Annotated in this window: 14 protein-coding genes; 9 read left to right on the forward strand and 5 right to left on the reverse strand. The window is 73.7% G+C overall.

Annotated elements, in window-relative coordinates; all coding sequences use genetic code 11:
- Positions 1-14: 14 nt before the first annotated feature.
- A complete protein-coding gene (locus SHK17_RS08315; protein WP_322921726.1) occupies positions 15-1,658 on the reverse strand; it encodes an ABC-F family ATP-binding cassette domain-containing protein in 1,644 nt (547 codons plus the stop codon).
- A gap of 12 nt (positions 1,659-1,670) precedes the next feature.
- Here SHK17_RS08315 and SHK17_RS08320 point away from each other — a divergent pair, with 12 nt between their 5' ends.
- The 5 genes from SHK17_RS08320 to SHK17_RS08340 all read left to right on the forward strand — a co-directional run bounded on the left by SHK17_RS08320 (position 1,671) and on the right by SHK17_RS08340 (position 8,942).
- Positions 1,671-4,163 (forward strand): phosphoketolase family protein, encoded by a 2,493-nt coding sequence (locus tag SHK17_RS08320; protein ID WP_405030408.1) that lies wholly within the window; start codon positions 1,671-1,673, stop codon positions 4,161-4,163.
- Between the two features lie 127 nt (positions 4,164-4,290).
- Positions 4,291-4,899 (forward strand): sulfite oxidase-like oxidoreductase, encoded by a 609-nt coding sequence (locus SHK17_RS08325; protein ID WP_322921727.1) that lies wholly within the window; start codon positions 4,291-4,293, stop codon positions 4,897-4,899.
- Positions 4,896-5,639 carry an FAD-binding oxidoreductase gene (locus SHK17_RS08330; RefSeq protein WP_322921728.1) on the forward strand — a complete coding sequence of 248 codons (744 nt, stop codon included), beginning with the start codon at positions 4,896-4,898 and terminating at the stop codon, positions 5,637-5,639. The genes SHK17_RS08325 and SHK17_RS08330 overlap by 4 nt, the downstream gene beginning before the upstream one ends.
- Positions 5,640-5,649: 10 nt before the next feature.
- A complete protein-coding gene (pta, locus tag SHK17_RS08335; protein ID WP_322921729.1) occupies positions 5,650-7,752 on the forward strand; it encodes a phosphate acetyltransferase in 2,103 nt (700 codons plus the stop codon).
- Positions 7,749-8,942: an acetate/propionate family kinase gene (locus SHK17_RS08340; RefSeq protein ID WP_322921730.1), complete on the forward strand. Its 1,194-nt coding sequence runs from the start codon at positions 7,749-7,751 to the stop codon at positions 8,940-8,942. Before pta ends, SHK17_RS08340 begins: the two co-directional genes overlap by 4 nt.
- On the opposite strand, the gene SHK17_RS08345 is transcribed toward SHK17_RS08340, so the two are convergent.
- The gene (locus SHK17_RS08345; protein ID WP_322921731.1) at positions 8,939-9,871 is read right to left on the reverse strand and encodes a LysR family transcriptional regulator; all 933 of its coding nucleotides are present in this window, start codon (positions 9,869-9,871) and stop codon (positions 8,939-8,941) included. The genes SHK17_RS08340 and SHK17_RS08345 overlap by 4 nt on opposite strands.
- Positions 9,872-9,948: 77 nt before the next feature.
- Here SHK17_RS08345 and SHK17_RS08350 point away from each other — a divergent pair, with 77 nt between their 5' ends.
- Positions 9,949-10,881, forward strand: a complete 933-nt coding sequence (locus SHK17_RS08350; protein WP_172273307.1) for a DMT family transporter — start codon at positions 9,949-9,951, stop codon at positions 10,879-10,881.
- Here SHK17_RS08350 and SHK17_RS08355 read toward each other — a convergent pair.
- Positions 10,868-11,611 carry an alpha/beta fold hydrolase gene (locus SHK17_RS08355; RefSeq protein ID WP_172273304.1) on the reverse strand — a complete coding sequence of 248 codons (744 nt, stop codon included), beginning with the start codon at positions 11,609-11,611 and terminating at the stop codon, positions 10,868-10,870. The two genes, SHK17_RS08350 and SHK17_RS08355, sit on opposite strands and share 14 nt — an antisense overlap.
- A gap of 143 nt (positions 11,612-11,754) precedes the next feature.
- Here SHK17_RS08355 and SHK17_RS08360 point away from each other — a divergent pair, with 143 nt between their 5' ends.
- A complete protein-coding gene (locus tag SHK17_RS08360) occupies positions 11,755-14,490 on the forward strand; it encodes a helix-turn-helix transcriptional regulator (RefSeq protein ID WP_322921732.1) in 2,736 nt (911 codons plus the stop codon).
- Here the strand turns inward: SHK17_RS08360 and SHK17_RS08365 are convergent.
- Together SHK17_RS08365 and SHK17_RS08370 are read right to left on the reverse strand one after the other, a co-directional pair.
- Entirely contained in the window at positions 14,483-15,298 is an 816-nt protein-coding gene (locus SHK17_RS08365) for an ABC transporter permease subunit (RefSeq protein WP_322921733.1), read from the reverse strand. The genes SHK17_RS08360 and SHK17_RS08365 overlap by 8 nt on opposite strands.
- Positions 15,295-16,194, reverse strand: a complete 900-nt coding sequence (locus tag SHK17_RS08370) for an ABC transporter ATP-binding protein (RefSeq protein ID WP_322921734.1) — start codon at positions 16,192-16,194, stop codon at positions 15,295-15,297. The genes SHK17_RS08365 and SHK17_RS08370 overlap by 4 nt, the downstream gene beginning before the upstream one ends.
- Before the next feature lie 138 nt (positions 16,195-16,332).
- Between SHK17_RS08370 and SHK17_RS08375 the strand changes: the two genes are divergently transcribed.
- Together SHK17_RS08375 and SHK17_RS08380 are read left to right on the forward strand one after the other, a co-directional pair.
- Complete coding sequence (locus SHK17_RS08375) at positions 16,333-17,478, forward strand: sensor histidine kinase (RefSeq protein WP_322921735.1); 1,146 nt, start codon at positions 16,333-16,335, stop codon at positions 17,476-17,478.
- The gene (locus tag SHK17_RS08380) at positions 17,475-18,131 is read left to right on the forward strand and encodes a response regulator transcription factor (RefSeq protein WP_322921736.1); all 657 of its coding nucleotides are present in this window, start codon (positions 17,475-17,477) and stop codon (positions 18,129-18,131) included. Before SHK17_RS08375 ends, SHK17_RS08380 begins: the two co-directional genes overlap by 4 nt.
- Positions 18,132-18,152 lie beyond the last annotated feature (21 nt).

The following is an 18,152-nucleotide window of genomic DNA, read 5'->3' on the forward strand; positions in this document are numbered from 1 at the left end:
CGACGGCGGGAGCGTCACACGTGCCGCACCACGACGCTCCCGCCGTCGACCTCCCACCGCTGGTCGAGGCGGACGTTCTCCAGCAGCCGGCGGTCGTGCGAGACGAGCAGCAGCGCTCCGTCGTACGACGCCAGCGCCTGCTCGAGCTGCTGGATCGCCGGCAGGTCGAGGTGGTTGGTGGGCTCGTCGAGGACGAGCAGGTTGACCCCGCGCGCCTGCAGCAGCGCCATCGCCGCGCGGGTGCGCTCGCCGGGGGAGAGGCGGGAGACCCGGCTGGTCACCTGGTCGGCCTTGAGCCCGAACTTCGCGAGCAGCGTGCGCACCTCGGCCTGCGTCATCTGCGGGACCGCGGCCTCGACGGCGTCCCCGAGCGGGAGCTCCTCGTCGAGGACGGCGCGCGCCTGGTCGATGACCCCGACCGCGACGCTGGCACCCAGCGACGCCGACCCGGTGTCGGGCGCGGCCTGGCCGAGGAGGAGCCGCAGCAGCGTGGTCTTGCCGGCGCCGTTGGGCCCGGTGATGCCGATGCGGTCGCCCGCGTCGACCTGCACCGAGACCGGGCCGAGGAGGAAGCTGCCCAGCCGGCACGTCGCCTGGTTGAGAGTGGCCACCACGCCGCTCGATCGCGGTGCGGCGGCGATGTCGAACTGGAGCACCCACTCCTTGCGCGGCTCCTCGACCTCCTCCAACCGGGCGATGCGCGACTCCATCTGGCGGACCTTCTGCGCCTGCTTCTCCGACGACTCGGTGGCCGCCTTGCGCCGGATCTTGTCGTTGTCGGGGTTCTTGCGCATCGCGTTGCGCACGCCCTGGGAGCTCCACTCGCGCTGGGTGCGGGCCCGCTGCACCAGGTCGGCACGCGTCCCGGCGTACTGCTCGTACGCCTCCCGCGCGTGCCGTCGGGCGATGGCGCGCTCCTCGAGGAAGGCGTCGTAGCCGCCGTCGTAGACGGTGACCTGCCCCTGGGCCAGGTCGAGCTCGACGATCCTCGTGACGCACCGCGCGAGGAACTCCCGGTCGTGCGACACGAGCACCACGCCGCCGCGCAGCCCCTGCACGAACCGCTCGAGCCGCTCGAGGCCGTCGAGGTCGAGGTCGTTGGTGGGCTCGTCGAGCAGGACCACGTCGAACCGGCTCAGCAGCAGCGCGGCCAGTGCCACCCGTGCCGCCTGGCCACCCGACAGGCCGGTCATCAGGCTGTCGGGGCCGACGTCGAGACCGAGGTCCGCGAGCGCCGGTGCCAGGCGCTCGTCGAGGTCCGCCGCGCCACTGGCCATCCAGCGGTCGAACGCGACGGCGTAGGCGTCGTCGGCGCCGGGGTCACCCGACCCCAGGGCCGCCGCCGTCGCCTCCATCGCCGCGGTCGCCTCGCTCGCGCCGGTGCGGCGGGCGACGTACTGCGCGACGGTCTCGCCGGGCACCCGCTCGTGCTCCTGGGGGACCAGCCCGACGAACGCGTCCCTCGGCGAGCACGCCACGGAGCCGGCCAGGGGTGATGCCGCTCCGGCGAGCAACGAGAGCAGCGTCGACTTCCCCGCACCGTTGGCTCCGACGACGCCGATCACGTCGCCCGGCGCGACGGTGAGGTCGAGTCCCTCGAACAGGACGCGGTGACCGTGCCCACCGGACAGGTCCTTCGCGACGAGCGTGGCGGTCACGCGGACGAGCCTATCGCCGAGCCCGGGTCCGGCAGCCCCGCGGGTCGCAGGGGTGCACACACCGCTCGGGATCGGGTACGAAGGAGCATGGCGACCCTCACCGACGACCAGGTCCGGCAGCTCGACTCCTGGTTCCGCGCGGCCAACTACCTCTCCGTCGGCCAGATCTACCTGATGGACAACCCGCTGCTGCAGCGAGGCCTGGTGCCCGAGGACATCAAGCCGCGCCTGCTCGGCCACTGGGGAACGACCCCGGGACTCAACCTTCTGTGGACCCACCTCAACCGGTTGATCCGTGAGCGCGACGTCGACGCGATCTTCCTGGCGGGCCCCGGCCACGGCGGCCCGGCGGCCGTCGCGAACGCCTGGCTGGAGGGGACCTACAGCGAGGTCTATCCGCACGTTGGCGACGACGCCCGGGGGATGCAGGAGCTGTTCCGTCAGTTCTCCTTCCCCGGCGGGGTGCCGAGCCACGTCGCCCCGGAGACCCCGGGCTCGATCCACGAGGGCGGCGAGCTGGGCTACGTCCTCTCGCACGCGTATGGCGCCGCGATGGACAACCCCGACCTCGTGGTCGCCGCGGTGGTGGGGGACGGCGAGTTCGAGACCGGACCCCTGGCCACGTCCTGGCACGCCAACAAGTTCGTCGACCCCGTCAACGACGGGGCGGTGCTGCCGATCCTGCACCTCAACGGCTACAAGATCGCCAATCCCACCATCCCGGCGCGCATCCCGCGCGAGGAGCTGCACGACCTGCTCCGCGGCTACGGGCACGAGGTGCTCACGGTCGAGGGCGACGACCCCGACGACGTCCACCGCCAGATGGCCGCAGCGCTCGACGAGGCGCACGACCGGATCCGCGAGATCCAGCGCGCCGCCCGCGAGGACGGGGACGTCGAGCGGCGCCCGTGGCCGATGGTCCTGCTCGTCACGCCGAAGGGCTGGACCGGGCCGGGCGTCGTCGACGGCGTGCAGGTGGAGGGCACCTGGCGCGCTCACCAGGTCCCGCTCGCGGGCACCCGCGACAACGACGAGCACCGGGCGCTCCTCGAGTCGTGGCTGCGGTCCTACCGTCCCGACGAGCTCTTCGACGATGACGGGCGGCTGGTGCCGGAGCTCCGGGAGCTGGCGCCGGCGGGGGAGCGGCGGATGAGCGCCAACCCCCACGCCAACGGCGGCCTGCTGCGGCGTCCGCTGCGGCTGCCGGACTTCCGCACGGCGGCGGTCGAGGTGGAGTCGCCGGGTGCCTCGGTGCACGAGGCGACCCGGGTCCTGGGCACCTACCTGGTCGACGTGGTGCGCGACAACCCCGACAACTTCCGCATCTTCGGTCCCGACGAGACCGCCTCCAACCGGCTCGACGCGGTCTACGAGGTGACCGACAAGGTGTTCGCGGGAGAGATCCTCGACGTCGACGAGCACCTCGGACGCTCGGGCCGCGTCGTCGAGATGCTGTCGGAGCACACGTGCCAAGGGTGGCTGGAGGGCTACCTCCTCACCGGTCGGCACGGCCTCTTCAGCTGTTACGAGGCCTTCATCCACCTCGTGGACTCGATGCTCAACCAGCACGCGAAGTGGCTCAAGACCACGCGCACGATCGACTGGCGCCCGCCGATCGCGTCGCTCAACTACCTGCTCACCTCGCACGTGTGGCGCCAGGACCACAACGGCTTCTCCCACCAGGACCCGGGCTTCATCGACCACGTCCTCAACAAGCGGGCCGAGGTGGTCCGCGTCTACCTGCCGCCGGACACCAACACCCTCCTGTCGACGATGCGTCACTGCCTCGACAGCACGCACTACGTCAACGTCGTCGTGGCCGGCAAGCAGCCGACCTTCGACTGGCTGGACGCCGAGGCCGCCGACCTGCACTGCGCCCGCGGGCTCGGCATCTGGGACTGGGCCTCCACCACCGACGGCGACCCCGACGTGGTGATCGCCTGCGCGGGCGACGTGCCGACGATCGAGGCCCTCGCCGCGACGGCCGTCCTGCGCGAGCACCTGCCCGACCTCGCGGTGCGGTTCGTCAACGTAGTCGACCTGATGCGCCTGCAGGACGAGACCGAGCACCCCCACGGCCTCTCGGCGCGCGACTTCGACACGGTCTTCACGGCGGACAAGCCCGTGATCTTCGCCTACCACGGCTATCCGTGGCTGATCCACCGGCTCACCTACCGCCGCACCAACCACACCAACATCCACGTGCGCGGCTACAAGGAGGAGGGCACCACCACCACGCCCTTCGACATGGTGATGATGAACGACCTCGACCGCTACCACCTCGTCATGGACGTGATCGACCGCGTCCCGGGCCTGGGCCAGCGCGCCGCGGGCCTGCGGCAGCAGATGGTCGACACCCGCCGCCGGGCGCGCGCCTGGACGCGCGAGCACGGCGAGGACCTGCCGGAGGTCCGCGACTGGGCGTGGGCGTCGGAGGCCAGCCCCGGGCGCAGCGCCTCGCCGTCGACCACCGCGCAGCCCGACACGTCGGCCGACGACAACTGAGCCCGCCGACCGGGCCTCGCCGACGAGCGAGACGGCCGACCACCGCTGGCCGCCCCGTCCCGGTAGCCTGCCGTCGACCGACTGGTGACCGTCCCACCACGTGCACCCTGTCCAGGAGGAGGCCCCGATGCCGGTGACCCGAGGATTCTCGCGACGTCGCGCCGAGCCACCGCGGCGCCTGCCTCCCGGGCAGTACGACGTCGGTGCCGGCTGGCCGGTGCTGACCGCCGAGGCGACGCCGCGGATCGCCCGTGAGTCGTGGAGCGTGGGCGTCGACGGCCTCGTGGAGCGACCCACCACCTGGACGTGGGAGGAGGTGCAGCAGCTGCCGCGGTCGTCCTACCAGGGCGACATCCACTGCGTGACGACCTGGTCGAAGTTCGACACGCTGTTCACCGGCGTGTCCGTCGACACCCTGCTCGAGGCCGCCGGACCGCTGCCGGAGGCCGGGTTCGTCATGGCCCACTCCTCCACGGGCTACACGACCAACCTGCCCCTGGCCGACATCACCGACGGCCGGGCGTGGATCGTCTGGGAGCACGACGGACGGCCGCTGACGGCCGAGCACGGCGGCCCGGTCCGGTTGCTGGTCCCGCACCTCTACTTCTGGAAGTCCGCCAAGTGGATCAGCCGGCTCGAGCTGACGGCGGAGGACCGCCCCGGCTTCTGGGAGCGCAACGGCTACCACGACCGGGGCGACCCGTGGCTCGAGCAGCGCTACCAGGGCGACCCGTGACCGGCGGCGACGCGGTGGCGCTCGAGGACGAGTTCGCGCCGGGCGGCACGGGTGCGACGGCGTGGACGACCGGGCGCATCATCACCAAGGAGCTCCCCGCGCCGCACCTGGTCCGGCTGCGCCTGCACGTGGAGGATCGGCAGCGCCACTGGCCCGGACAGCACTACCTGCTCCGGCTGCGTGCGCCCGACGACTACACCGCGCAGCGGTCCTACTCCGTCGCGTCCGACGACAGCGACCCGCTGGTCGAGCTGCTCGTCGAGAGGCTCCCGGACGGCGAGGTCTCGGAGTTCCTCGCCGACGTGGCCGAGGTCGGCGACGTCCTCGAGATGCGCGGTCCCATCGGACGCTGGTTCCGCTGGGACACGCGCACCCCCGCGCTGTGCCTGGTCGGTGGCACCGGCGTCGTGCCGGCGATCTCGATGATCCGCGCGGCCCGCCACCTCGGCCGCTCCGACCTGCTCCGGGTGCTGGCCGTCGCGCGCACCCCCGAGGAGCTCCCCTACGCCGAGGAGCTCGCGCGGGCGGGCGCCACCATCGCCTTCACCCGCCACGCCACCAGCACGCGGCCCGCCGGCCCGCCGACCGCGGCCGAGGTCGCCCCGCTCCTGGCCGGCGCCGAGGTCGCGTACGTCTGCGGGTCGTCCCGGTTCGCCGGCTTCGGCGAGGAGCTGCTGGTCGGGTCCGGGTTCAGGCCGGAGGCGATCCGCGTCGAGCGGTTCGGCGTGACGGGTAGCTAGGCTCGGACCCATGGCGCGCAGCGTGTACGTGGCCGGTGTCGAGGGGTTCACCGGCAAGTCCGCGGTGGCGCTCGGTGTGCTGGAGCAGCTCTCGCGCCGGGTGGCGCGCGTCGCGGTGTTCCGGCCCGTGGTCCGTGCCGAGGCGTCGACGGGCGGCGTCCACGACTACGTCCTCGACCTGCTCGTGTCGCACGACTCGGTCTCGCTGTCCTACGACGAGTGCGCCGGCGTGAGCTACGACGACGTGCACGCCGACCCCGACGGCGCGATGGACCGGATCGTCGCGCGCTACCACCAGGTCGCGGAGAAGAGCGACGCCGTCGTGGTCGTCGGCAGCGACTACACCGACGTCGGCGCACCGGCCGAGTTCGCCTTCAACGCGCGCGTCGCGGCCAACCTCGGTGCGCCGGTCCTGCTGGTCCTCAACGGCCACGGCCGCAGCGTCGACCAGCTCCGCACGGCGGCCGCGATGGCCGAGGCCGAGCTGGCCGCCGGCCACGCGACGCTCTTCGCCGTCATCGCCAACCGCGTCGACCCCGACGCCACCGACCGCACGGCGGCGGCGCTGCGACGCGACGGCACACCGGCCTTCGCGCTGCCCGAGCAGCCGCTGCTCAGCGCTCCCTCGGTCGCCGAGCTGATGGCGGCGTGCGACGGCCGTCTGGTCCGCGGCGACGAGACCCAGCTGGCGCGGGAGGTGCCGGGCCTCGTGGTGGCGGCGATGACGATGCCCAACGTGCTGGACCGGCTCTTCGACGGTGCCCTCGTTGTCACCCCCGGGGACCGTCCCGAGGTGGTCCTCGGGGTGCTCACCGCCCACCAGTCCGCCAGCTTCCCGCAGATCTCCGGCATCGTCCTCAACGGCGGGCTCGAGCTGCCCGAGCAGGTCGGGCGGCTGCTCGATGGGCTCGACGTCGCCCTGCCGATGATCGCCACCGACCTCGGCACCCACGCCACCTCGACGGCGTTGACCAACCGCCGAGGGAGGCTCGACAAGGACTCGCCGCGCAAGATCGCGACGGCGCTGACCCTCTTCGCCGAGAACGTCGACGGCGAGGAGCTGATGAGCGGGCTCGAGGTGGCGCGCACCTCGGTGGTGACGCCGCTGATGTTCGAGCACCAGCTCCTCGACGACGCGATCGACGACCGCCGCCACATCGTGCTGCCGGAGGGGGAGGAGGAGCGGATCCTGCGGGCCGCCGACATCCTCCTGCGCCGCAACGTGGCCGACCTGACCCTGCTCGGTGACCCGATGGTGGTCCGCGCGAAGGCAGCCCACCTCGGCATCGACGTGTCCGGGGCCCAGCTGCTCAGCCCCTACGACGAGGAGCTGCGCGAGCGGTTCGCGCAGGAGTACCACCAGCGGCGCGCGCACAAGGGCGTCGACCTCGAGGCCGCCCGCGACATCGTGGTCGACGTGTCCTACTTCGGCACGATGATGGTGGAGCTCGGTCTCGCCGACGGGATGGTGTCGGGGTCGGTGCACACCACCGCGCACACCATCCGCCCCGCGCTCGAGGTCATCCGCACCGTCCCCGAGGTGTCGGTGGTGTCCTCGGTCTTCTTCATGTGCCTGCGCGACCAGGTGCTGGTCTACGGCGACTGCGCCGTGAACCCCGACCCCAGCGCGACCCAGCTCGCCGACATCGCCATCGCCTCGGCCCGCACCGCGGCGGCGTTCGGGGTCGAGCCGCGGGTCGCGATGCTGTCCTACTCCACCGGCACCTCCGGCAGCGGCACCGACGTCGACAAGGTCACCGAGGCGACGGCGCGGGTCCGCGAGCGCGCACCCGACCTGCTCGTCGAGGGCCCGATCCAGTACGACGCCGCGATCGACGCCGCGGTCGCGCGCACCAAGCTGCCCGACTCCGCGGTCGCCGGCCGGGCCACCGTCTTCGTCTTCCCGGACCTCAACACGGGCAACAACACCTACAAGGCCGTGCAGCGCTCGGCCGGCGCGCTGGCCGTCGGCCCCGTGCTGCAGGGGCTGCGCAAGCCGGTCAACGACCTCTCGCGCGGGGCGCTGGTGCGCGACATCGTCAACACCGTCGCGATCACCGCGATCCAGGCCCAGAAGCAGGCCCAGGGACAGGCCCGGGAGGAGCGGTCGTGACGCGGCGGGTGCTGGTCCTCAACGCCGGGTCGTCGTCGCTGAAGTACCGTCTCCTCGACGGCGTCTCCGGCGTCGCCGAGGCGTCCGGCTCGGTGGAGCGGATCGGCGAGGACAGCGGGACGCTCACGCACTCCGTCGGCGGGCAGGACCACACGGAGGAGCGTCGGGTCGCGGACTTCGAGGACGCGCTGCGCTCGGCCCTGGGCGCCTTCGACCGCCACGGCCCGCCCATCGACCAGGACAGCCTGGCCGCGGTGGGTCACCGGGTCGTGCACGGCGGGGACCTCTTCGCCGAGCCGGTCCTGGTCGACGACCGCCTGCTCGACACCGTCGAGGACCTCGTCCCGCTGGCGCCGCTGCACAACCCGGCCAACCTGGAGGGCCTGCGGGTCGCGCAGCGGCTGTTCCCCGACGTGCCGCAGGTCGCGGTCTTCGACACCGCCTTCCACCAGACGATGCCCGAGCGCGCCTACACCTACGCGGTGCCGGCGAGCTGGCGCGAGGAGCACCGCATCCGGCGCTACGGCTTCCACGGCACGTCGTACGCCTTCGTCTCGCGCCGCGCCGCGGAGCTGCTCGGACGGGCGGTCGAGGACACGAACCTCGTGGTGCTGCACCTGGGCAACGGCGCGTCGGCCGCGGCCGTCCGCGGCGGCCGGTCGGTGGACACGTCCATGGGGTTCACCCCGCTCGAGGGGCTGGTGATGGGCACCCGCTCCGGTGACGTCGACCCGGCGATCCACGGCCACCTGCACCGCGAGCTCGGCTGGTCGCTGGACGAGATCGACCGGGCGCTCTACCGCGAGTCGGGCCTGCTCGGGCTGTCCGGCGCCAACGACTTCCGCGAGGTGACCCGGCGTCGGGCGGCCGGCGACGAGGCCGCCACGCTGGCCTTCGACGTCTACGCCTATCGCGTGCGCAAGTACGTCGGGGCCTACTACGCCGCGCTCGGCGAGCTGGACGCCGTCGTCCTCACCGGCGGCGTCGGGCAGCACAGTGCCGAGCTGCGCGCCGCCGCCCTCGGCGGGCTGGAGCGGCTCGGGATCGTGCTCGACCCCGCACGCAACGAGGCCCGGGCGACGGACGCCCGCGCAGTCACGGCCGACGGGTCGGCCGTCGCCGTGCTCGTCGTGCCCACCGACGAGGAGTGGGAGATCGCCCGGCAGGCCCTGGAGGTCGTGGAGGCCTAGGACCCCGCGGGCGGCGGCGGGCTCCCGGCAGCCTCCCGCCCCACCACGCCGAGGCTGCGAGCGACCGCCGCCACGGTCGGGGTCCGGGCGCGCCGGGTGAGGAGGAAGACCTCGCGGCCGAGATGGCCGGACCTGAGCGGTCGCACGGCCACCCCCGGCGCGACGGACCCCACGGCGAGGTCCGGGAGGAGGGCCCCCGCACCGGTCGTGCGCACCAGCTCGAGGAGGATGGCGAAGTCGTCGGAGGTGTAGCGGAGGTCCGGCTCGAACCGGCCGATCTCCCGGCAGGCACGCAGGTGCATCTCGTGGTGGCCCGTGCCCGGCTGGCAGGCGGCCCACCGCAGGTCGGCCAGGTCGGCGAGGTCGACGTGCGCCGCGGACGCGCGCGGGTGCCCGGCGGGCAGGACCACGTTGATGGCCTCGCGCAGGACCGGCTGCCGCTCGAGCTCGGGGTGCACGACCCGTGGCTGGCCGTCGTACTCGTCACCCACGAGGACGTCGAGCTGCTGCAGGCGCAGGGCAGGCACGGCCAGCTCCACCTCGGTCTCGGTCGCCTCGACCCGGATGCCCGGGTGCGAGTCGGCCAGCACCCCGACGGCCGGGGCCACGATCCTGAGGAAGGCGGACTGGAACGCCGAGATCCGCACGGTCCCCGTGAGCCTGCCCGCGGCCACGGCGGCGACCTCCGCCTCGGCCGCCTCCACGCCCTCGAGCAGCAGGTCGGCGTGCCGCACGAGGACGTGGCCGGCGTCGGTGAGCCGGACCCGACGGCCCACGCGCTCGAGGAGCGGCGCCCCGGCCTCGCGCTCGAGGACCGCGAGGTGCTGCGAGATCGCGCTGGGGGAGTAGCCGAGCGCGCCGGCTGCCGCGTGCAGCGTGCCGCGGACGTGGACCTCGCGCAGCAGGCGGAGGCGGTGGAGGTCGAGCATCCGTTCAGTATGACTGAACAAAATGCTTCGCGAAGTCGCGGTGGACCTGAACAGTGCTCGGACCGAGACTGGACGACATGGGACCTCTGGCGTGCCTCCTCTCCGCCGTCGCGTTCGGCGTGATGGCCGTCTTCGCCAAACTGGCCTACGACGACGGCGTGACGCTCGAGGCCCTGCTGCTCGTCCGGTTCGGGGTCGCCGGGGCCTTGTTGCTGACCGTCGCCGGTCTCCGGAGGAGGTTCCGCGGCACCAGCCGGCGAGCCGTCGTCGCGGGCCTGCTGATGGGGGCGGTGGGGTACGCCGCCCAGGCCGGCCTCTACTTCGGTGCGCTGACCCGCGTCGACGCCTCCCAGGTCGCGCTGGTGTTCTGCGTCTACCCGCTCCTGGTCATGGTGGCCGCGGTGCTGACGGGGCGCGAGCGGGCGTCGCGCACGCGAGGAGCCGCGCTGGCCGTCGCGCTGCTCGGGGTCGCGCTGGTGCTCGGCGGTGCGTCGGCGGACGGCTTCGACGCCGGCGGGGCGGCCCTCGCCCTCGGGTCGGCCGTCGTCTACTCGGTCTACATCCTCGTCGGCGACCGGGTGGCGGCCGCCGACCCGCTCGCCTTCGCCGCACTGGTGTGCTGTGGCGCCTTCGGCACCTTCGCCGTGTGGTCGGCGGCGCGCGGCGTCCCCGACCTGGCCTTCCCGGCCACGGGGTGGCTGTGGCTCCTCCTGATCGCCCTGGTCAGCACCGTCGCCGCGATCGTGCTGTTCTTCTTCGGCCTCGCCCGCGTCGGGCCGACGGTCGCCTCGATCCTCTCGATCGTCGAGCCCGTGGTCACGGTGACCGGCGCGGCGCTCGTCTTCGGCGAGTCCCTGTCCGTGCGGCAGGCGTGCGGTGGGCTGCTGGTCCTCGGGGCCGTCGCCATCGTGCAGTGGCCGCGTCCGCGCGCGGCGTCGCCGGCCGGCGGGGGACCGGGCCGGACGGCCGACCCGGTCCCGCGAGGCAGCGATGCAGTCAGCCCGCGGTGACCGCGCTGCGTGCGGCTTCGTCGATCGTGCCGGCGACGACGTCCGGCTGGGTGATGAAGACGGCGTGGCTGGCCGCGACCTCGGTGACCTCGGCCCCGATGCGTGCCGCCATGTGCTGGAGCATGGCCTGGTCGAACGCCCGGTCCTCGGTGGCGATGACCGCCCAGCTCGGCTTGGTGCGCCAGGCCGCGTGGGCGACGGGCGCGCCGAACGCGGACATGTTGACCGGCACCTGCGAGTCGCGCAGGAAGGCGGCCTGCGCGTCGTCGACGTCGTGGGCGAAGCCGGCCTGGAACGTGTCCGGACGGAGGAAGCCGTAGCCGTCGTCGCCGACGTCGATGACGAACTCCGGCGTGGGGGCGAAGCCCTCGTACTGCTGGCCGGTCGTCTCGCCCGTGTCGGGGGCCAGTGCGGAGACGTAGACCAGGCCGACCACGTCGGGGTGGCCGCCCGCCTCGGTGATCACCGTGCCGCCCCAGGAGTGGCCGACGAGGATGGTCGGCCCGCCCTGCCGGTCGAGGACCCGCCGGGTCGCCGCCACGTCCTCGGCGAGCGAGGTGAGCGGGTTCTGGACGATGCTCACCCGGTAGCCGCGGGCGGTGAGGCGCTCGTGCACGCCGCGCCAGCCCGCGCCGTCGGCGAAGGCGCCGTGCACGAGCACGACGTTGCGCACGGACTGGTCGTCGGGGATGGCTTCGGCGGGCGCGCGGTCGAAGGTGTCGGTGGTCATGGGGGAGTCCTCTCGGTGGATCTGGTCCTGCCTGGTCTCGTCGAACCTAGGAGCCGGCGATGCCCGGTCGCTTCAGTCAGATGACCCAATCCGCAGGGCGGGCGAGCGCGGATCGGGGAGGAACCGGCGGGATACCATCGCGCATGCCACCGGCCCTCGTCGGACGGGACGACGAGGTCGCCGTGCTCCGCGCGCTCCTGGGCCGGTCGGAAGACCACGGGGCGGTGCTGCTCGTCCGGGGCGAGCCGGGAGTGGGCAAGTCGTCGCTCCTCGACGTCGTCGCGCGGGAGGCCGTCCAGGCGGGCCGGCAGGTTCTGCGCGTGACCGGCGTCGAGTCCGAGGCGCAGGTGCCGTGGTCCGGTCTGCACCGCCTGCTCGGGTCGGTCCTGCCGCTCGCCGACCGCCTGCCCGAGCCGCAGCGTGCGGCGCTGCTCTCCGCGTTCGGCCTGGCCGCGCCGGCCGCTCCCCCCTACCTCGTGGGCTACGCGGCGCTCGAGCTGGTCGCCGACCGCGCTGCCGACGCGCCGGTCGTGCTGCTGGTCGACGACGTCCAGTGGATCGATCCGGCCAGTGCGTGCGCCCTGGCCTTCCTCGCCCGGCGGATCCAGGACGAACCGGTGGCCGTGGTCGCCGCCCAGCGCGACGGCGTCGACTCCGCGCTCTCGGACGGCACCTTCCCCGAGCTGGTCGTCGGCCCGCTTGACGACACGCACGCCGCCGAGGTGCTGGAGCGCGCCGGAGCCCTGTCGACGGGCGCCCGGCGCGAGGTCCTCCGGCTGGCCGAGGGCAACCCGCTCGCCCTGGTCGAGCTGTCGAGGTCGTGGACGCCGACCGACGCGGGCCTCGTCGCCCCGGGTGCCATGACGTCCCGTCTCGAGCGGGCCTTCGCGCGACGCCTCGAGGACCTGTGCGACGACGTACGCCTGGCAGCGCTCGTCGTGGCGGCCGACGACACCGACTCCCTGGTCGAGGTCGTCCGCGCCACGGAGCTCGTGGCCGGGGACTCCCACGCCGAGGACCTGCTGGCCGAGGCGGTCGACGCCGGGGTCCTGGTCGTGGAGGGCAGCGCGGTGCGCTTCCGGCACCCCCTCGTCAGGTCGGCGTGCTACCAGGGAGCCACGCCGTCCGAGCGCCGCGCGGCCCACGCGGCGCTGGCGGAGGTCCTCGTCGCGTCCACAGGACGGCGCACGTGGCACCTGGCCGCCTCGACGGTCGGCCCGGCAGACGACGTCGCCGACGACCTCGAGGCCGCGGCCGACCGGGCCATCGAGCAGGGCGCCACCCGCGCCGCCGTCGCAGCACTGGCCCGGGCCGCCGAGCTGAGCGGGACCGCACTCGAGCGGGGGCGCCGCCTGGTCGGCGCCGCCGAGCTCGCCTTCGACTCCGGCCTCTACCAGGAGGGCACGGCGCTCCTCGTCCGGGTCGACGCCGCCGACCTGTCGGAGGAGCACCGGCTGCGGCTCTCGTGGCTCCACGAGGTGTTCGGCGACCGGGCCTGGTCGGGGGCGGCCAAGGTGCCGGCGCTGTGCGACGTCGCGAGCAGGCTGGCCGCGGAGGGGGAGCGCGAGCACGCACTCAAGATGATGGTGAGCCTGGCGCTGCGGTGCTGGTGGTCCAACGCGGACGCGACCACCCGGCTCGGGCTGGTGGAGGCGGCCGAGGGCGTCGGTGCCGCGCCGGACGACCCCACGCTCCTGGCGATCGTCGGCTATGCGGCTCCGGTCGAGCGGGGCCGCGCCGTCGGGCAGCGGATCGCCGCGCTCACCCCCGGTGTCCTCGGTGATGCCATCGACGACCTCGACCTGGGCGCCGCGGCCACCGGCATCGGCGCCTTCCCCCTGGCGGCTCCGTTGCTCGACAGCGCCGTCTCACGCTTCCGCTCCCGCGGCGAGATGCCGCTGCTCCTGCAGGCGCTGGTGTCCCGCATGCTCACCGACCACCACCTCGGGCGCTGGCAGGCGGCGCGGGCCGCGGGGGACGAGGTGCAGCGGCTGGCCGTCGACACGGGCGAGCGCCTGTGGGGCATGGCGGGCGCGGCCACCGAGGCGCTCGTGGCCGCGGCCCAGGGCGACGACGAGGGTGCGGACTACCTGGGCAGGACCGCGGAGGCGTTCTTCCTGCCGCTGGGCGCCCACACCTTCCTTGCCCCGGTCGAGCTCGCCCGGACGCTCTCGGCGGTGGCCCACGGGCGTCACGAGCAGGCCCTCCACCACGTGCGCCGCGTGTTCGACCCCGCCAGCCCGGTCCACCACGCCAACGCCCGCCACTGGGGGTCCGTGGACCACGTCGTGTCGGCCCTGGCGCTCGACCAGCGCGCCGAGGCCGGGCAGGTCGTCGAGGAGCTGGAGTCGGTGTGGGAGGCCTCGCGATCGCCCCTCGTCGGCGCCTCCCTGCTGGTCGCCAGGCCGCTGGTCGCGACCGGGTCCCGGGCCGAGGCGCTCTTCGTGGACGGGCTCCGGGGCGGCCTCGTGCCGTGGCCGTTCCTCCACGCCCGGCACCTCCTCGCGTACGGCACGTGGCTGAGGCGGCGCCGGCGCTCGCGCGACTCCCGGCCCCACCTGCGGTCCGCGCGCGACATGTTCGATGCGCTGGGGGCCGCGCCGTGGGTCGACCAGGCGAACCGCGAGCTGCGCGCGTCGGGGGAGACGGTGCGCGAGCCCGACCGCGGAGCCGGCGACCTGCTCTCCCCGCAGGAGCGCCAGATCGCCCAGCTGGCCGCGTCGGGCCTGACCAACCGCGAGATCGGTCAGCACCTCTACCTCTCGCACCGCACGGTCGGGTCGCACCTCTACCGCATCTTCCCCAAGCTCGGCATCACCTCGCGCGCGCAGCTCGTCTCGGCGCTCGGTGGGTCCCGGCCCGGGACGGGTGCTACGTGACCTCCGAGCGGCGCAGGGTGAGCAGCCCGACGACGAGGGGGACCACGATCCAGATCGTGGTGGTCGAGGCGAGCATCGCCCACTCCTCACCGGTGTTCGTGGCGCCCTCGAAGAGCCCCAGCTGCGTGTAGTTCCAGTCGATCCACGGCTGCAGGTCGAGGAACCACTCCCGCACGAGGGCGAGCAGCTCGAGGACGCCGGGCAGCACGAGCGAGACCACGAAGTAGGCGACGATCGCTGCGGCAGAGGCCCGCAGCACCACGCCGAGCGTGAAGCCGATCGCCATGCCCACCAGGTTGGCGAGCACGATCTGCGGCGCGGCGGCGAGCGACACGTCCCAGACGGTGTCCACGCCGGCGAGCGCGGAGCCGACGACGTTGCCGACGGCCCCCACCGCGAAGGCGACGACCATCGAGCCCAGGCCCACCACGACGGTCGCGATCGCCTTGGCGCCGACCACCCGTCCTCGGCTCGGGACCAGCGTGAACGTGGTGAGCCCGCTGCGCTGGCTCCACTCGCTCGTGACGGCGAGGATCGCGATCATCGGCAGGATCACCGACATCGGGAGGCCGATCGCCGCCGCGAAGCTCTCGTAGGTGACGGAGCTGTCGGGGGCGAAGACGATGACCGCCCCCGTGGCGACGACCGACAGGACGCCGATGCTGACGAGCATCCAGAACCCCGAGCGGGTGTCGAACATCTTGCGCAGCTCGACCGTGACCAGCCGGGTGGTGGGGACGGGAGGGGAGGTCCGGCGCGCCGGCGCGGCCTCCGTAGTGGCGGCTGTCGGGACGGTCGTGGCGGTCATGCCGCAGCTCCTTCGCGTTGGGTGGCGGCAGTGAGTGACAGGAACATGTCCTCGAGCCCGGCGCCCTCGGCCGAGCGGAGCTCGGTGAGGGCGACGCCGGCGGTCAGGGCGACGGCTCCGACCTGGGCTGGGTCGGCATCCGTGCGGACCGAGCCGTCGCCGGCGACGGTGCTGGGGATCCCGGCCTGCTCGAGCGCGTGGGCGAGGTCGCGCGGTGACGTCGCACGGGCGAGCGTCCCGGCGGCGGCGAGCAGCTCGTCCTTGGTGCCGGCCGCGACGATCCTGCCGTCGCCGATCACCACCAGGTCGTCGGCGATGACCTCGATCTCGTGGAGCAGGTGCGAGGACAACAGCACCGTGCCGCCCCGGCTGGCGAACCCCGTGAGCAGGTCGCGCATCCACCGGATCCCCGCGGGGTCGAGCCCGTTGGCGGGCTCGTCGAGGATCAGCACCCTCGGGTCGCCGAGCAGCGCGGTGGCGATGCCGAGGCGCTGACGCATCCCGAGCGAGTAGTCGCGCACGCGGCGCCCGGCCTCGGTGGGGGTGAGACCCACCAGCCGCACCATCTCCTCGACCCGGGCGCGTGGCAGGCCCATGGTGTCGGCGGCGATGGTGAGGATCTCGCGTCCGGTGCGGCCGGCGTGCTGGGCCGAGGCGTCGAGGAGGACGCCGACCTCGCGACCGGGGTTGGGGAGGTCGGCGAACCGGACGCCGTCGATGGTGGCCGAGCCGGACGTCGGGGCGGTGAGACCGACCATGACGCGCATCGTGGTGGACTTGCCGGCGCCGTTGGGACCGAGGAAACCGGTCACGCGGCCGGGCCGGGCGGTGAAGGAGACGTCGTCGACGGCGGTGAAGCCGGCGTACCTCCGGGTCAGTGACTCGACTGTGATCATGGCCCAACCCTCGCGGCGTCGCGCGCTGGGCGTATCGGTTCGACGGCTCGTCCTGCCCTGACCGAAAGTACGGGGCCGCGAGGTCGGGTCGGACTTTCGGCCGGTACGGCGACGGCCCTCCATCCCTACGCTGAGGGGGTGAGCACTCCACTGCGGTCCCTGCTGCAGGAACCGCGGCCCCCGTCCGCACCGGTCCGGGTGTGGCGGGACTGGGCGCTGCTGGCGGTCGTGACGGTCGGCGGGGTGCTGGAGGGTGTCCTGCGAGAGGACCTGCCGCTGCCGGGCCTGTCGGTGCTGCTGACGGTCGGACTGGCGCCGCTGCTGCTGTGGCGACGTACGCACCCGCTGGCAGCGGTCGCGACCAGCTTCGGCGTGGTCGCCGTCGTGGACGTCGGCCTGATCGCGTCCGACGCACCGGCGCTCGACGTCTACACGATGCTCTACTTCCTGATGCTGCCCTACGCGCTGTTCCGGTGGGGGTCCGGGCGAGAGGCGGTGGCGGGCCTGGCGATCATCCTGGTCGCGGCCACACTGGGGTTCTTCGTCAGCTGGACCGGGATCGCCGACGCGATCGGCGGGCTCGCCGTCCTGATGTCCGCCTTCGCCTTGGGCTGGGCCGCGCGCTCCCAGCACGGCGCCCGCGAGCGACGGCTGGAGCAGGCGAAGTCGGAGGAGCGGGTCCTGCTGGCGCGCGAGCTGCACGACACGGTGGCCCACCACGTCTCCGCCATCGCCGTCCAGGCACAGGCGGGGCGGGCCCTGGCGGCGACCCACCCGTCGTCGCCGCTGGAGGCCCTGGAGGTGATCGAGGTGGAGGCGTCGCGCACGCTCGCGGAGATGCGGGCGATGGTCCGGGTGCTGCGCAACGAGGCACCCGTCGACTACGCCCCGCAGCCCGGTGTGGCCGACCTCGAGCGCTTGTCCGGGGCGTCGCCCGCCGGTCCACGGGTGCAGGTCAGCGTCGACGGTGACGTGACCTCCCTCCCGGCGGCGATCGACGCGGCTGTGTTCCGGATCGCCCAGGAGGCGGTCACCAACGCCCGGCGGCACGCCCGCAACGCCACGGTGATCGACGTGTGCGTCGACGTCGACGAGTCCACGGTCACGCTCGTCGTCCGCGACGACGGCGACCCGGCGGCCGCCGACCCCGCGCACGAGGCGGGGTTCGGGCTCACCGGGATGGTGGAGCGTGCGCTGCTCCTCGGCGGCGCGTGCCGGGCAGGTCCCGGTGCCGGTCGCGGCTGGGCCGTCAGCGCCACCCTGCCGCTGGAGGTGCCGGCGTGAGCATCCGGGTGCTGGTCGCCGACGACCAGGACCTCGTGCGGACCGGACTGAGGCTGATCCTCGGCACCCTGGACGGCATCGAGGTCGTGGGGGAGGCGCGCGACGGTCAAGAGGCGGTGCGGCTGGCCCGCGAGCTCCGTCCCGACGTGTGCCTGATGGACATCCGGATGCCCGTCCTCGACGGGGTCGAGGCGACCCGCCTGCTGGCCGGGCCGGGCGTCTCGGACCCGATCGCGGTCGTCGTCATCACCACCTTCGACCTCGACGAGTACGTCCACGGCGCCCTGGCGGCCGGCGCCTCCGGCTTCCTGCTGAAGGACGCCGGACCGGAGCTCCTCGGCGAGGCGGTCCGGGCGGCCACCCGGGGCGACTCGCTCATCTCGCCCAGCATCACCCGCCGGCTGCTGTCGACGTTCGCTGGCACGGGCCGGGCGGCACGTCCCGCCCAGCCCCTCGACCCGCTCACCGAGCGCGAGGAGCAGGTGCTGCTCACCATCGCGCGGGGTCGCACCAACGCCGAGATCGCCACCGAGCTGCACATCAGCCTCAGCACGGTGAAGACCCACATCGGCGCGCTCATGGCCAAGCTCGGCGCCCGCAACCGGGTGGAGGTCGCGATGTGGGCCTACGAGACCGGGCGGGTCCGGGAGTAGTGCGGGCCCCCTCCACTCGTC

This window comes from Nocardioides renjunii (assembly GCF_034661175.1).
GTDB lineage: Bacteria > Actinomycetota > Actinomycetes > Propionibacteriales > Nocardioidaceae > Nocardioides > Nocardioides renjunii.

What these genes read in the sequence shown, in the direction of transcription:
- SHK17_RS08365 (WP_322921733.1), bottom strand. Translation starts at nt 15,298, where the DNA reads ATGACCGCCACGACCGTCCCGACAGCCGCCACTACGGAGGCCGCGCCG.
- SHK17_RS08360 (WP_322921732.1), top strand. Translation starts at nt 11,755, where the DNA reads ATGCCACCGGCCCTCGTCGGACGGGACGACGAGGTCGCCGTGCTCCGC.
- SHK17_RS08370 (WP_322921734.1), bottom strand. Translation starts at nt 16,194, where the DNA reads ATGATCACAGTCGAGTCACTGACCCGGAGGTACGCCGGCTTCACCGCC.
- pta (WP_322921729.1), top strand. Translation starts at nt 5,650, where the DNA reads ATGGCGCGCAGCGTGTACGTGGCCGGTGTCGAGGGGTTCACCGGCAAG.
- SHK17_RS08350 (WP_172273307.1), top strand. Translation starts at nt 9,949, where the DNA reads ATGGGACCTCTGGCGTGCCTCCTCTCCGCCGTCGCGTTCGGCGTGATG.
- SHK17_RS08325 (WP_322921727.1), top strand. Translation starts at nt 4,291, where the DNA reads ATGCCGGTGACCCGAGGATTCTCGCGACGTCGCGCCGAGCCACCGCGG.
- SHK17_RS08345 (WP_322921731.1), bottom strand. Translation starts at nt 9,871, where the DNA reads ATGCTCGACCTCCACCGCCTCCGCCTGCTGCGCGAGGTCCACGTCCGC.
- SHK17_RS08355 (WP_172273304.1), bottom strand. Translation starts at nt 11,611, where the DNA reads ATGACCACCGACACCTTCGACCGCGCGCCCGCCGAAGCCATCCCCGAC.